Genomic DNA, 15,584 nt, shown 5'->3' with positions numbered 1-15,584 from the left:
TAATGAAGAAAAAATTAGCAGTTGTCATATTAAACTGGAACGGAAAATCCTGGCTTGAAAAATTTCTTCCAAGCGTAGTACAATTTTCTCAACAAGCTGATATTTATGTAATAGATAATATGTCTACAGATGATTCTATTGATTTTTTACAAAATTATTTCCCTGAAATAAAGATTGTTAAAAACGATAAAAATTACGGATTTGCAGGTGGTTATAATGAAGGATTAAAAGAAATTGACCATGAACTTTACTGTCTCCTTAATTCTGATGTAGAAGTTACCGAAAACTGGATCGGACCTGTTTTGGATCTTTTTGATAAAAATCCGGACATATCGGCTATACAGCCTAAAATTTTGTCTTATGACCGAAAAAATTTCTTTGAATTTGCAGGTGCTGCAGGTGGTTTAATTGATAATTTAGGCTATCCATACTGCAGAGGAAGAATCTTTGATGATGTGGAAGAAGATCACGGTCAGTATGATGATGAAACGGAAATTTTCTGGGCATCAGGATGCTGTTTGTTTATCCGTTCAAAGGATTTTTGGGAGGAAAAAGGGTTTGATGAAAGATTTTTCGCCCATCAGGAAGAGATTGATTTATGTTGGAGGCTTATCAATTCAGGGAAAAAGATTTTTTATACAGGAAAGTCTAAAGTATATCATGTAGGAGGAGGAACATTAAATAAGCAGAGTGCAAAGAAAACCTTCCTGAATATGAGAAATAATCTTTCTATGCTGTTAAAGAATCTGCCATTTCCGAATATGATTGCGGTTGTCTTTGCAAGACTCTGCCTGGACGGATTGGCAGCCATATATTTTGGCTATAAGTATGGAATTTCTCATTTCTGGGCGGTAGGAAAAGCGCATTTTTCGTTTTATCTTCAGGCACCCGGAACATGGAAACGTCGTCAGAAATATCAAAAACATAACTTTTATCAATCAAAATGGTTGATTTTTAAACATTTTGCAAAATGAAAACTACTCCAATATTACTTTTATTGCTTTTATTTTTATTTCAATTTGGTTTTTCACAGAAAAGCAATTGGACTGTCATTGATAAAAGTTACAGCATAAGAACCATAGCAGAAAAAAGTGCTGATAATATAAAAGATACTGATCCTTTAAGTGTGGAAATTTATTCATTCCCCGAATTGATTGATAATATTGATCCGGCAAAAGAAAAGCCGGCTACCAGTAAAAATCTTACATTTAAAGATATTCGTGACAAAGTCGGGAATAAAAATAATCTGACTCTAAAAAAGAATTCGGTTTATTTATTAAAACTTCAGGAAGGCATACGTGGTGGCAGATTTCGTCTGGATATTAATAAAAATGCAGATCCGAAAAATATTGAAAATCTTAATAAATATCTTACCGAAAAGATAACTCACGGAAGCATACTGAAAGAAGCAATCGATACTGCTGAAAGAAAAAATATCACCACAGGTTTTATTATTGCGGTTACTACTGACGATCACTTTGATTTTGAAGCTCTTAAAAAGAAATTTAACAATAATATCATCACTGATATCAGCAAAGTAGCAACCAACAGAAGTACGATCTTCTTCAAAATAACAACATAATTCAATGGATTTTTGTGCATTAGATTTCGAGACTGCTACACACGAGAGAAATTCTGCGTGTGAACTTGGGATATGCATTGTTCAGGATTCTAAAATCGTTGAGACAAAAACCTGGCTCATCAAACCGCCTAGTTTTCCTTATTTTAATCCATTTAATATTGATGTTCACGGAATCGTTCCGGATGATGTGAAAGATGCTCCTACTTTCGACGAAATCTGGTATGAAGTGGAAGAAATGATGTATGGAACTTTAATGATTGCTCATAATGCAGGTTTTGATGCCGGAGTCCTGCGTGGCTGTCTCAATCATTACGGAATGTTCACCCCAAAACTTAATTATTTATGCAGTATTCAGCTGGCAAAAAAATCCTGGAATTATTTACCCAGGTATGGTTTAAAACATTTAGCAGAATATCATCAGATTGGGTTTAATCATCACCGGGCAGGCGATGATGCAGAAGTATGTGCCAAAATATCTTTACTGGCTTTCGAAAAATTATTTCTTACAAGTAATGAAGAAATCTCAGATTATATGAAACTTAAGATTAAGAAGCTTTAATTGCTTAAAACTTCTGATAATAAATTAAATTTAGGAATATCTATTTCAAAGTTCTCCTGAGTTTCCATATTTTTTACAAGATATTTTCCGCTCATATTTCCTACTCCGGAACGAAGCATTACATTGGAAAAATAAGCAAAATTTTCTTTGGTTGAAATTTCAGGTGTTAGGCCAATTACTCCGTCGCCGATAATTTCTGTATATCCGAAGCCGACATCAAAAATCAGCCACTTTCTTTTAAGTACTTTTATAGGAAAACTTCCGTCATTTTCAATGGTTATATTATACTTGAAAACATATCTGTTTTCAGACGGATAACTGTTTTTGCTATCATATTCGGGTATTACCGAAACTTTGATATTTGAAGTCATTTTTGAAAATATCATCTTAGTATTTAATTTACTGGATACAAAAATCTCGCCTTTTTTAAGGCGAGATTTAAAATTTATATTATAATTTCCTTAAATCTTATAATCCAAGACCTTTTCTTTCGTCTCCGTTCATTAAGATACCTACAGGATTGTCAATAGCTTCTTTCACCGCAACAAGGAAGCCTACAGACTCTTTTCCGTCGATAATTCTGTGATCATAAGACATCGCAACATACATCATCGGACGAATCACCACTTGTCCGTCAACCGCAACCGGTCTCTGGATAATATTGTGCATCCCTAAGATTGCAGATTGAGGAGGATTGATAATCGGGGTAGACATCATCGATCCGAAAGTACCACCGTTGGTAATGGTGAAAGTACCTCCAGTCATTTCATCAACTGTAATTTTTCCGTCTCTTACTTTGATAGCCAAATCTTTAATGTTGGCTTCAACGCTTGCAAAAGACATATTTTCAGCGTTTCTCAGTACCGGAACCATTAATCCTTTAGGCCCTGAAACGGCAATTGAAATATCGCAGAAATCATAGTTTACTTTGAAATCTCCGTCAATAGATGCATTTACATCAGGATACATCTGTAATGCTCTTGTAACCGCTTTTGTAAAGAAAGACATGAAACCAAGTCCTACTCCGTGTCTCTGAGCAAATTCTTCTTTATATTGTTTTCTCAGTCTAAAAATTTCAGACATGTCAACTTCATTGAAAGTCGTTAACATTGCTGTTTCATTTTTTACAGAAACTAATCTCTGAGCAATTTTTCTTCTAAGAACTGAAAGTTTTGTAGTCGTTGTAGATCTTGAACCCGTAGCAGTTACAGGATTTCCTCCGAATGCAGGAACAGCCGCCAATTCTGCGTCAGATTTTGTGATTCTTCCGTCTCTGCCACTTCCTGAAACCTGTGTGGCATCCATTCCTTTTTCGTCAAGGATTTTTTTAGCTGCAGGAGATGGAGCACCTGTAGCATATGTTTGAACCGCAGCAACTGCAGCCGGTTGAGCGGCAGGTTTCGGAGCTTCCTCTTGTTTTGGAGTTTCAGCAGCAGGAGCAGCACTTCCTTCAGGTTTTGCAGCATCCATATCGATTAAACAAACCACTTGCCCTACCTGCACTACATCACCTTCTTCAGCTTTCAAAGTGATTACACCACTTTGTTCAGCAGGCAATTCAAGAGTGGCTTTGTCTGAATCTACTTCAGCGATGGGCTGATCTTTTTCTACATAATCACCATCTTTTACAAGCCAGGTTGCAATTTCAACTTCTGTAATGGATTCGCCCGGTGAAGGAACTTTCATTTCTAAAACTGACATATCGTATTTTTTATTTTTTTAATTATTATTTTTTAGACTTTAAGATAAAAGGAGAAAGACTATTTCTAACCTCTAATTTCTATTTAAATTTAGGCTGTTACAGGTCTTTTTACCGGAGCATCGTTTCTGTCAAATACTCTGTTGATTACTGCGTTCTGATTTTTCTCAAACATTTTGTGACTTCCCGGAGCAGGAGCACCACTTGGAACCGGAGATACCACCTGAATACCTGTATCTCTGAAATTCCTCAGAATATAAGACCAAGCACCCATATTTTCAGGTTCTTCCTGAGCCCATACCAAACTTTTTCTGTTGTTATATTTACTGAAAACAGCTTCAATAACATCAGTCTGTAAAGGATATAATTGCTCGAATCTCACCAATGCAACATTTTCAGCGTTTAATTCCTCTTTCTTAGCTAATAATTCAAAGTATAATTTACCTGAACAAAGTACTAATTTTTCAACTTTTGAAGGATCAGCAGTAGGATCGTCCAAAATTGGCTGGAATCCTTTGTCTGAGAAATCTTCAAGTGGAGAAACTACTTTCGGATGCCTTAATAATGATTTTGGACTCATAACAATTAATGGTTTTCTGAATGGCCATTTTAACTGTCTTCTCAATAAGTGGAAATAATTGGCTGGGGAAGTAATATTTGCAACCACCATATTTTCATTAGCACAAAGTGTTAAGAATCTTTCCAGTCTTGCAGAAGAGTGTTCTGCACCCTGCCCTTCCGAACCGTGAGGCAATAACATTACCAAACCATCCTGAATTTTCCATTTTTCTTCTGCCGCCGCTAAATATTGATCCACAATAATCTGAGCACCATTTACAAAATCCCCGAACTGAGCTTCCCAAACGGTAAGCGTATTAGGAGAAGCCATGGCATAACCATAATCAAATCCTAAAACTCCATATTCGGAAAGATGAGAATTGTATATATCGAATCTGCTTTCAGAAACGTGTCTTAATGGGATATATTCTTCTTCAGTATCTTCAGTTTTTACGACTGCGTGTCGGTGAGAGAAAGTCCCTCTTTCCACGTCTTCACCGGAAATTCTTATGTTGTGACCTTCCACAAGAAGTGTTGCATAAGCCAGCCACTCCCCTAAAGCCCAATCTAAAGAGTTTCCTTCAATAGCTTTGATTCTGTTTTCGAAAAGCCTTGTAATTTTATTTAAAAACTTTTTGTCAGCCGGAAGTGTCGACATTTTAATCGCCAATTCTTTCAGCTTTTCTAAATTAAATTTGGTATCAACAGTTTCCTGAACAGCTCCTCTTTTAGCAATCGGGTAATTTGTCCAGTCGTCTGCCATGAAAACATCCATTATATTTTTTTCAATCTCTTTGGATGCATCGAAATCTTTATCCAACAATGCTTTGAATTCAGTTTCCATTTTAGCAATAACATCATTTGAAGTTATGCTGTCTTTTAGTAACTGATCTTTATAGATTTCTCTTGGATTCGGATGTTTTGAAATAATTTTATAAAGATTTGGCTGAGTGAATCTTGGCTCATCCCCTTCATTATGACCATATTTTCTGTATCCTAATAAATCGATATATACATCTTTACCGAACTTTGCTCTGAAATCAGCAGCGAAATGGATCGCATGAACCACTGCTTCTGCATCATCTGCATTCACATGCATTACAGGAGATTCCGTAACTTTTGCAATGTCTGTACAGTAAGTGGAAGATCTTGCATCCATATAATTCGTTGTAAATGAAACCTGGTTATTAACAACAATATGAACTGTACCGCCCGTTCTGTATCCTTCCAGCGTCATCATCTGGGCCACTTCATAAGCAATACCCTGTCCTGCGATAGCACCATCACCGTGGATAACGATCGGTAAAATTTTAGAATAATCTCCTTTGTATTTATCATCCACTTTTGCACGGCAGATTCCTTCTACAAGGGCTGCAACCGTTTCAAGGTGAGACGGGTTCGGAGTAAGATTGATAGCAACTTCTTCTCCGGAGGCCGTTTTAATTTTTTTAGATGAACCTAAGTGATATTTAACATCACCAGAGAATACATCTTCTTCAAATTCTTTCCCTTCAAATTCAGAGAAAATCTGCTTGTAAGATTTCCCGAAAATATTGGTCAATACATTCAATCTTCCTCTGTGAGCCATTCCTAAAACAACCTCATCCACTCCCAGCTGAGAAGATCTTGAAATCAACTGATCCAATGCCGGAATCAAGGTTTCACCACCTTCCAGTGAGAATCTTTTCTGGCCAACGAATTTTGTATGAAGATAATTTTCAAACGCTACTGCCTGGTTTAATTTTAATAAAATTTCAGTCTTTTCGTTCGCTGAAAGATTCGGATGGTTTTCATTAACCTGAAGCCACTGCTTGATGAAATCCTTCTCCTCAACGTTGTTGATGTGCATGTATTCCACACCGATAGAATCACAGTAAATGTTTTCCAAATGAGTGATCAATTCCTGTAAAGTTGCAGGTCCTTTCATCCCGGTTTCAACCGCACAATTGAATTTTGTATTTAAATCTGACTTGTCAAGGCCAAAATTTTCGATATCTAAAGTCGGAGTGTAATGTCTTCTTTCTCTTACAGGATTGGTTTTTGTAAACAGATGGCCTCTCGTTCTGTAGGCTTCAATAAGGTTTACTACCTTAAATTCTTTTTTTATGTGTTCAGGAACTTCACCGTTTGATGCTGCCTGTGCTGCCTGCTGTACTACCGGAGCAGAAGTTGCCGGAGCCTGAACATATTGGATATTATCATCGTCTCCGTAGTTCTCCAAAGCAAAATCGAAACCTTGAAAGAAGGCTTTCCATGATGGTTCTAAAGAGTCCGGATATTTTAAGTATTGTTGGTATAAATCCTCAATTAACTGAGAATGAGCTGCGTTTAGGAATGAAAATCTGTCCATTATTACAGTTTATCTGTTATTAAAATTTGTTTATAGAATTAATCCTCAAATTTAATAAAAAAAACCGACTTGGAACAGCCTTTAAACTATTAAAAAAACTATAAAATAAATAATTACATTCAATTTACTTAAAGACTGATAATGAGAGTTTCATATTAACATCCTGATCGTCCATCGGCCGTTCGATAAAGGTCTGACGAATGTCATTAAAACGCATTTCATCTTTCCTCGCTTTCTGAATCAATTGCTGTATTGCTTTCACTCTTCCGGCATAATTCCCTTTGTAATACATCACATAGTTTTGAGTGGCTGACTGTGTTCTGAAACTGAAATTATTATCCGTAAATCCAATTTTTTTAGACAAAGGAATCCCAAGAAAATAGGAAACTTCTTTATCTTTATAGTTGTCGGCATCCGTAATCAGAACCGGAAATCCGAATTCATCATCTTTTTTGCCTAAATCCATCGTGGTGTAATTATAAATTTTGTTATAATTCATCACAATATTTTTATAAAGCGCATCTTTTTTATTGGAGGTGCTCACATTGATTCCCAACAACAGCTTTTCTTCTTCATTTTCAACCATTAGACTGTCATATTTTATAGCAGCCATCTGGTTGTCTTTTTCCACTTTATTGCCTAAAACATTATTAAGAGTTGCCATACTTTTATCAATATTTTCGGCAAAGCGGTCTTCCGTCCAGAAATTTTCGACACGTCTTAAAACAGATAATTTCGGAGTGTGGACAATCCAGGTAATTTGGGTTTTTTCGGGAGCGATAGCTTTAAATTTAACATCAACCAAAGTTGGACTTTCATTTTTATCTTCGAAAAGCTGGTATCTGAGTGTTTTGTTTGGATTTTCATAACGAAGAAACATTTCTCCGTCGGTGTCATTTTTAGGATCTGCGTAACTAATCGAGCTTCCTTTTCCTTCATAAGGAGTATAATAGTCGATATCAATGGATTTGGAGCTGGTAAAAAAATTATTCCAGCGGGTAAAATTCTGCAGATTATTAAACTGATTAAAAACTTTTTCCACCGGATAATTAATTTCTTTTTCTATCCGGAAATCTTTGCTTTCATCCACAAAATAGTACATAGAAGCCGCATAAGCCCCGATTAGCAAAACAACAATTACCGCTATAATTTTAAAAAAACGCATTGTACAAATGTATTGAAAATAACAAAAGTGACCAATATACTGATCACTCTGTTTAAATTTATTTTAAGGATGAAAATTAATTGAATTTTAATTTAAATCATCATGTTCACTAATTTCAAAAATTCCTGATTCAGTTTACCCAATGTGAGTTCCCGGAGCCATTACCGCGCCTTTTTTCACAACGATAATTCCGTCCTGAACAGAATAGGTGCCATAATCTCCGTCGCTTAAATGTTTTCCCCCAATAATACGTACATTATCGCCAATATAACAGTTTTTATCTAAAATCGCTTTTTCGATATAACAGTATTTTCCGATGCCCATATTAGGCTGTCCTTTTTCGTCGTTCATGACAATTTCGGTAGTATCCTGATAAAAATCTGAACCCATAACATAAGAATTAACAATGGTACTTCCTTTATCAATTCTGGTTCTGTTTCCAATAACCGAATTTTCGATTTTATCGGCCATAATGATGCATCCATCTCCAAAAACCGCTTTGCTTACGTAAGAACCGTTGATTTTCGACGGCGGAAGCATTCTTGCTCTCGTGTAGATCGGAGAAGAAGAGAAAAGATTAAACTGAGGAAAATCCTGACAAAGATCAATATTGGCCTCGTAAAACGATTCAATGGTACCGATATCCGTCCAATATCCTTCATATTGATAGCTGAGTGTGGTATATTTCCCAATAGAATTCGGGATAATATCTTTTCCGAAATCATCTCCGGCTCCTTCATCAAACATCTTTTTAAGGATACTTTTCGTGAAAATATAAATACCCATGGAAGCCAAATATTCTTTACCCGCACGTTTGTTTTCTTCGGAAACTTCAGATTGTAGACCGGCCAGCATATCATAACCCGGTTTTTCTACGAAAGAAGTAATATTGCCTTCATCATCAGAACTTAAAATCCCGAAACCCGTTGCATCTTTAGCATTCACAGGAATCGTAGCAATAGTAACATCACCTCCTTTTTCGATATGAAAATCAAGCATTTCTCTGAAATCCATTTGGTAAAGCTGATCTCCCGAAAGAATTAAGATATAATCATAATCATATTTTTCTAAATGTTTCATCGACTGGCGTACTGCGTCAGCCGTTCCCTGATACCAGTTTTCATTTTCCACATTCTGTTCTGCTGCCAGAATGTCTACAAATCCTTTGCTGAAAATATCAAAATGGTAAGAATTTTTGATATGAGAATTTAAAGAAGCCGAATTAAACTGTGTCAGCACAAGGATTTTATTTAATCCGGAATTTAAACAATTTGAAATAGGAATATCTACCAATCTGTATTTCCCTGCAATCGGCACGGCAGGTTTTGATCTTGAATATGTGAGCGGGAACAATCTCGTTCCCCTACCTCCTCCTAAAACAATGGAAATTACATTGCGATTCATAAATTATATTGCGTTTTTATCTTTATTAATAAATTTGTTTAATGATTATATAAAGCTATATATTTTTCTGCTGATTTTTCCCATGCAAAATCAAAATTCATATTCGCATGAATAAGATTTTCCATTACATCCTTTTGATTATACAGCATTAATGCTCTGTTCATCGCATGGATCACATCGTCTACACCGGGATAAGTGAAATTAATCCCGGCGCCGCCTGTGGAAATATCTTCGACCGTATCTCTCAAACCTCCTGTATAACGTACAATCGGAACTGTACCGTATCTCATAGAATACATCTGGTTTAGTCCGCAAGGTTCTACTCTTGAAGGCATCAGCAAAAAATCCGCCGAAGCGTATATTTTATGCGAAAGATGTTCTTTATATCCCAAATCCAAAGCAAAATTGGTGTAGGTATATTCATATTCCTTAAGCTTGTTTTCTATGTAAGCGTTTCCTGATCCCAGAACCATGATATTAAGAGCGCCATAGCTTTGCTTAATGCTTCTCCATACAATATCAGGAAGCAGATCCGCGCCCTTTTCCGTTGCAAATCTTCCTATAAAGGCAAATAATGGAAGCTCGGGTTTCAGCCCATATTCTTTACAAAGTTTTTCCTTTCCTTTCTTTTTCTGTTCAACAGCATTATTACTGTTAAAATTAAAATCCAGCATCGGATCAGTTTCAGGATTCCAGACTTCTGTATCGATTCCGTTGATGATTCCGTAGGCTTTTCCGAACTCATTGCGAACAAGACTTTCCAATCCTCTGAAACTCACAAAAAGTTCTTCAAGATACCCTTGCGAAACCGTTGTAAAGGCATTGGCACATTTAATCATGCTAGCTAACGGGTTGATTAAACCGTTCCAATCCATCAATCCCCATTTGTAGGGATCAAAAGATGGAAGATATTTTGCCATTTCCCAACTCATCATTCCCTGATATTCTCCATTATGGATGGTTCCAACCGTTTTTACTCCTTTAAGAAATGAAAATTCCGCACAGTTTTCGATCATGAAAGGAACTAGTCCTGTATGATAATCGTGACAGTGCAAAACATCCGGACGAATGTTCATGGCTGTCAACCAATGCAAAACTCCATGCTGAAAAGCAATGAACTGAAAATTTTCGTCCTGATAACCGTAAGGATTATCTCTATCTAAAAGTCCGGGAATTTTTACCATATACAGTTCGAAGCCTAAAACATCAGATTTTTCCTTCAAAACCTGCACCTGCAGCATATTTCCCCCTTGGTGTATGAAGCCATCAAAAACTATGTCAAACTCATGATCGTAAACAAAAGATTTGTTGTACCAGGGCATAACAACCTTCGCATCAATATCTTTAATTTTGTTCTGATACTTCGGTAAAGCCCCTACTACATCTGCCAAACCTCCTACTTTTGCTACCGGATAACATTCCGTACTTAGATGGTAAATTATCATTTCTTACTTTATCTTTTGTGGTTTTTAATTCTATTCTGCTTGTATTTTTTGTCTTTTCTTTTTAAAATAATCCCTGCCAGCGGCGGTAAATTGATACTAATTGACTTCTGATGATTCATAAAATCTTCATTTTTTTCTTCGAAAATATTTGCCTTTACGCCACTTCCTGCATATTGCTCATCATCGGAATTAAAAATAACTTCCCATTGACTGCCTGCGCTTACACCTATTTTATAATCAATCACTCTTGGAGTAAGATTCAGAATAACCATGCATACATCATCTTTTTTCTGTCCTTTTCTCAGGTAGATATAAACAGAATTATCCACATCATCGGCCTGAATCCATTCAAAGCCTTCCCCGGAAAACTGATTTTCATAAAGAGCCGTTTCGTTCCTGTATATATGGTTAAGATCTTTAACTACTTTTTGCAACCCTTTATGAATGGGATATACAAGCAAATGCCAGTCCAGACTTTTCCTGAAGTTCCATTCGTTTGTCTGTCCGAACTCATCGCCCATAAATAAAAGCTTAGCTCCCGGATGCGTAAACATATACACATATAAAGCCCGAAGATTAGCAAATTTCTGCCATTCGTCACCAAACATCTTGTAAATAAGGCTCGCTTTCCCATGCACCACTTCATCATGAGACAAAGGCATCATATAATTTTCATTATACATATACATAGAAGCGAAAGTCAGCTTGTGATGATGAAATTTTCTGTTGATAGGATCTACTTTAAAATAATCCAATGTATCATGCATCCAGCCCATCATCCATTTCATCCCAAAACCGACACCTCCGTCGTGAACGGGTTTTGTCAGCAAAGGAAAATCTGAACTTTCTTCGGCAATCGTAATAATATTATCACCAAATTCTTTATAAACAGCGGTATTAAATTCCTGCAAGAAAGTTTTTGCTTCAAGATTCACATTTCCACCATGAATATTAGGTTCCCATTCTCCTTCATTTCTGGAATAATCCAGATGGAGCATAGATGTAACCGCATCTACACGCAGGCCGTCGGCATGGTAACGCTCCAGCCAGAACATGGCATTTGAAATTAAAAAAGATTTTACTTCATTTCTTCCGTAATTGAAAATATATGATTTCCAGTCCGGATGAAAACCTTTTCTGGGATCTTCATGCTCATAAAGATAAGAACCGTCAAATCGATGCAAACCGTTGGCATCTCCGGGAAAATGGGAAGGAACCCAATCTAAAATCACACCGATATTATTCTGATGAAGCTCATCGATGAGAAACATCAGATCCTGTGGTGAACCGAAACGTGAAGTTGTGGCAAAAAATCCGGTAATCTGGTAGCCCCAGCTGGGATCATACGGATATTCCATGACCGGCATAAACTCCACATGAGTGAATTCCATTTCTTTAATATAAGGAACAAGCCTTTCAGCAACCTCCCGGTAATTCAAAAACCTTTCAGGATCATCTTCATTTCTCATCCAGGAACCGATATGAAGTTCGTACACTGAAAGCGGAGCTTTGAGACTATTTTTTTTCCAGCGGTTTTGTAGCCAGTCTTTGTCATTCCATTCATACCAGGTCGTAGAAACCAATGATGCCGCCTGAATATTCTGCTCCCAGCTTAATGCATACGGATCACTTTTTTCCAGAATTTCACCTCTCGTTGTTTCTACGGCGTATTTGTATAATGTACCTAAAGTAAGTCCTGCAATAAAGCCTTCCCAGATTCCTGATCCGTCCCATCTTGGGAATAGAATATGATCTTTATGGTTCCAGATATTGAAATTTCCGATTACAGAAACTTTTTTTGCATTGGGCGCCCAAACCGAAAAGTAAATCCCCTTCACTCCGTCTTTTTCTACGGAATGTGCCCCGAATTTATCGTACAGCTTATAATGTTTACCTTCTTTGAAAAGATAAATATCATGATCCGTAAAAAGAGTGTATGTTTTAACCGAATTCATCACGGTTTTGATTTAAATTTTAATATTTCTCTGAAACTACTAAAAAAATCAGAAAGAATTGTTAATAAATATTGAAGTAATTATTATGTTAAATACATATCATCACTTGTTCCTATCAAATATAGAGTTTTTTCAGGAGTGTTCGTTGATTTTAAAAATAATTTGCCACAAAAAGATTTTATTATAAATTTAACCTTAAAATTATTAAACACGCATGGATGAGATTTGAACTCTACACCAAAGAAAATGATGAAAGGAGCATCTATATCACGGGAAACTTCAACAGCTGGAACCCGAGAGACAATCGCTATAGACTTACCAAAACAGAAAATCAGAATTACTACATAGAAATCGACGAGCAGCTTTTGCCGGAAATCATTGAATATAAATTCACAAAAGGGGGCTGGGAAAATGTAGAACTCGACAAATTCGGGAATATTACACCTAACAGAAAAATAAGTAAATCAGCAGGTAAAACCTTAGATCTGGTTGAAAAATGGCGATTGAACTGGGGACCATTCAAAAAAGAATTTTTCCCTATCGCGGAAGTTATTTCGGAGGAATTTTACATTCCTCAATTGGACCGCCACCGTAAAATCTGGGCGCTTCTGCCCTACGATTATTATATTTCCGACAAACGTTATCCTGTTCTTTATCTTCAGGACGCCCAGAATCTGTTCAATGAAGGCAGTGATTACGGAAACTGGGAGATTGATAAAAAACTTTCCGTTCTTGCAGAATATGGTCGCGGAGACATTATTATTATTGCAATCGAACATGGAAGCGAGGACAGAATTAAAGAATATATTTTTGATAATGACCACGTAGCTAATGGTTCCGAAGGAAAAAAATACATACGTTTTATTACCGATACATTGAAGCCCTTTGTTGACGACCATTACCGAACCAAAAGAGACCGTGACAATACGGGAATCGGAGGAAGTTCTCTGGGCGCCCTGATCAGTATTTACAGTGGTTTTCTTTATCCTGAAGTTTACTCTAAACTGCTTATCTTTTCACCGTCACTTTGGGTAGAACCTAATAATAATTTTCCCATAATGAATTTCAGAGTTCCTTTTACCATGAAAATTTACTTATACGGCGGAGGCCAGGAAGGATCTAAAATGGTAAAAAGAATTCATATTTTCGAGCAATATTTAAAACGCTGGGAGAAAAAAAATTTCTTTGACTTCGAGTTCAGAACGAGCATCAATCCTGAAGGCAAACATAATGAATTTTACTGGTCTCAGGAATTTCCAAGAGCAATCGAATGGCTTTTCTACAACAATACAGAAAATCCTGTAGAGGTAAAACCTCAGCAAAAAAGCATTAAAAATTAAATTATGAAATTAGTCAATAAAAAAATTAAAAATTATACTCAGATTTTCCATCTTTTCACGGAAGAAGAATGGTCAAAAACATCCAAAAATTTTAATAAAAATATAGCTGCGTTTTTCACCGGTAAAAAACAGGAAGTTTTTATCAATGTGCAGGAAGAAGGAATTGCTTACTTCATCGGTTTGGGCAAAGCAGATGCGCCTTTTTTTGAAATTCAGCAGGTCGCCCTTAAATTTTCACACGCTTATAAAGAAAAATTATCAGCTGTCGCCACGCTCATTGTAGCAGATTTTATGAATGAAAAGCAATTTGAAGAGTTTGTAAAAGGTCTTTTGATTGGCACTTACCATTATCCTTTTGAAAAGACTCACGCTTTCTGGAATGCTAAATTTGAGCTTCATTTTGAGAATTTAAGTCAGAAAAAACTAGATCTCATCAGCCAAAAAACAGAAGCAATAAGTAACGGGCAAATTGCCTGTCAGGAATGGCTGAACAAACCGGCTAATCTTAAAAAACCGGATGTTTTTAGTTTATATTTAAAAAATTTAGCTAAAAAATATGATTTAAAATACACAGTTTTCAATAGAAAAAAATGTGAGGAACTTGGATTGGGCGCTTATCTTTCTGTAAACCAAGGAAGTGCTTATGATGCCGCCTTTACAATCCTTGAATATAAAAGCAATGCAAAAAATGCAAAAACCTTCGGTCTCGTGGGAAAATGCGTTTTGTTTGATACCGGAGGAATTTCTTTAAAAAATCCGGACAATATGCATTATATGAAGTCGGATATGGGCGGTGCGACCGCTGTTTTAGGAACTTTAATTTATGCCGCAGAAATGCAGCTTCCTGTAAATATTATTGCCATTTTACCCATTACAGACAATGCTATTTCTGAAAAAGCTTTTCTTCCAAGCGATGTCATTACGGCTTATAACGGAAAAACAATCGAGGTATTAAATACCGACGCAGAAGGCAGAATGGTCCTTGCAGACGGACTTTCCTATATGGCAAAAAACTTCAAAACAGATTTTCTAATCGATCTCGCCACCTTAACAGGCAGCTCGGTGAGAATGTTCGGTGACACCTGCGGAGCAATGTTCTCAAACAATGAAGAGCTGAAAAATATGTTGATAAAAACAGGAGATAAAACCAACCAGAGAGTGTGGAATTTACCACTGTGGGAGGTATGGAAAGACGATATCAGGTCTGATGTCGCCGATATTAAAAATATATCCATGAAACCCATTGGTGACTGCATTGTAGCCGCAAAATTTTTAGAACAGTTTATAGAAGAGCATCCGAAATGGGCGCATCTTGATATTGCCGGAGTCGCTTTCGGAAATGTAGGATACGCAAAAGAAAAGGCTGCAACCGGATTTGGAGTGCAGTTACTGGCAGATTTAATCGAAAATTATCACTAAAAATTAGTTTATTACAAAAATTCTCTGTATAATTGATATGAAATTTTCAAATATGTACCTTATTTAATATTTTAGTAATAAATACTTAAGAAAACACGTCTTTCATTT

Annotated in this window: 12 protein-coding genes; 5 read left to right on the top strand and 7 right to left on the bottom strand. The window is 36.3% G+C overall.

All coding sequences use genetic code 11. The features are described from left to right. The first annotated feature begins 2 nt into the window (after nt 1-2). Genes ACWNCI_RS03850 through ACWNCI_RS03840 form a run of 3 tightly spaced genes read left to right on the top strand, consistent with a single transcriptional unit; the run spans nt 3 to nt 2,141 of the window. Complete coding sequence (locus tag ACWNCI_RS03850; protein WP_449387263.1) at nt 3-974, top strand: glycosyltransferase family 2 protein; 972 nt, start codon at nt 3-5, stop codon at nt 972-974. Beyond that, on the top strand, nt 971-1,582 hold the full coding sequence (locus tag ACWNCI_RS03845; protein WP_449387262.1) for a hypothetical protein: 612 nt from the start codon (nt 971-973) through the stop codon (nt 1,580-1,582). The genes ACWNCI_RS03850 and ACWNCI_RS03845 overlap by 4 nt, the downstream gene beginning before the upstream one ends. A gap of 4 nt (nt 1,583-1,586) precedes the next feature. Further along, nucleotides 1,587-2,141, top strand: coding sequence for a 3'-5' exonuclease (locus tag ACWNCI_RS03840; RefSeq protein ID WP_346985528.1), 555 nt, complete (start codon nt 1,587-1,589; stop codon nt 2,139-2,141). Here the strand turns inward: ACWNCI_RS03840 and apaG are convergent. The 7 genes from apaG to glgB form a co-directional block, all read right to left on the bottom strand. Then, the gene (gene apaG / locus ACWNCI_RS03835) at nt 2,138-2,512 is read right to left on the bottom strand and encodes a Co2+/Mg2+ efflux protein ApaG (RefSeq protein ID WP_449387261.1); all 375 of its coding nucleotides are present in this window, start codon (nt 2,510-2,512) and stop codon (nt 2,138-2,140) included. The two genes, ACWNCI_RS03840 and apaG, sit on opposite strands and share 4 nt — an antisense overlap. Nucleotides 2,513-2,609: 97 nt before the next feature. Next, nucleotides 2,610-3,842, bottom strand: coding sequence for a 2-oxoglutarate dehydrogenase complex dihydrolipoyllysine-residue succinyltransferase (gene odhB / locus ACWNCI_RS03830; RefSeq protein ID WP_449387260.1), 1,233 nt, complete (start codon nt 3,840-3,842; stop codon nt 2,610-2,612). 89 nt (nt 3,843-3,931) lie between these two features. Then, nucleotides 3,932-6,748 (bottom strand): 2-oxoglutarate dehydrogenase E1 component, encoded by a 2,817-nt coding sequence (locus ACWNCI_RS03825; RefSeq protein ID WP_449387259.1) that lies wholly within the window; start codon nt 6,746-6,748, stop codon nt 3,932-3,934. Nucleotides 6,749-6,872: 124 nt separating this feature from the next. After that, nucleotides 6,873-7,913: an SRPBCC domain-containing protein gene (locus ACWNCI_RS03820; RefSeq protein WP_449387258.1), complete on the bottom strand. Its 1,041-nt coding sequence runs from the start codon at nt 7,911-7,913 to the stop codon at nt 6,873-6,875. A gap of 135 nt (nt 7,914-8,048) precedes the next feature. Continuing rightward, nucleotides 8,049-9,317 (bottom strand): glucose-1-phosphate adenylyltransferase, encoded by a 1,269-nt coding sequence (locus tag ACWNCI_RS03815; RefSeq protein WP_449387257.1) that lies wholly within the window; start codon nt 9,315-9,317, stop codon nt 8,049-8,051. Between the two features lie 38 nt (nt 9,318-9,355). Beyond that, nucleotides 9,356-10,762 (bottom strand): glycogen synthase, encoded by a 1,407-nt coding sequence (locus tag ACWNCI_RS03810; protein WP_346985535.1) that lies wholly within the window; start codon nt 10,760-10,762, stop codon nt 9,356-9,358. Nucleotides 10,763-10,770: 8 nt separating this feature from the next. Continuing rightward, entirely contained in the window at nt 10,771-12,717 is a 1,947-nt protein-coding gene (gene glgB, locus ACWNCI_RS03805) for a 1,4-alpha-glucan branching protein GlgB (RefSeq protein ID WP_449387256.1), read from the bottom strand. 218 nt (nt 12,718-12,935) lie between these two features. Here glgB and ACWNCI_RS03800 point away from each other — a divergent pair, with 218 nt between their 5' ends. Together ACWNCI_RS03800 and ACWNCI_RS03795 are read left to right on the top strand one after the other, a co-directional pair. Then, a complete protein-coding gene (locus tag ACWNCI_RS03800; protein WP_449387255.1) occupies nt 12,936-14,057 on the top strand; it encodes an alpha/beta hydrolase in 1,122 nt (373 codons plus the stop codon). Between the two features lie 3 nt (nt 14,058-14,060). Then, nucleotides 14,061-15,476 (top strand): leucyl aminopeptidase family protein, encoded by a 1,416-nt coding sequence (locus ACWNCI_RS03795; protein ID WP_449387254.1) that lies wholly within the window; start codon nt 14,061-14,063, stop codon nt 15,474-15,476. The last annotated feature ends 108 nt before the right edge of the window (nt 15,477-15,584 follow it).

The organism is Chryseobacterium lineare (genome assembly GCF_977014045.1).
Note: the sequence above shows the minus strand (reverse complement) of the source record. Positions and strands in the feature narration are given on the sequence as shown.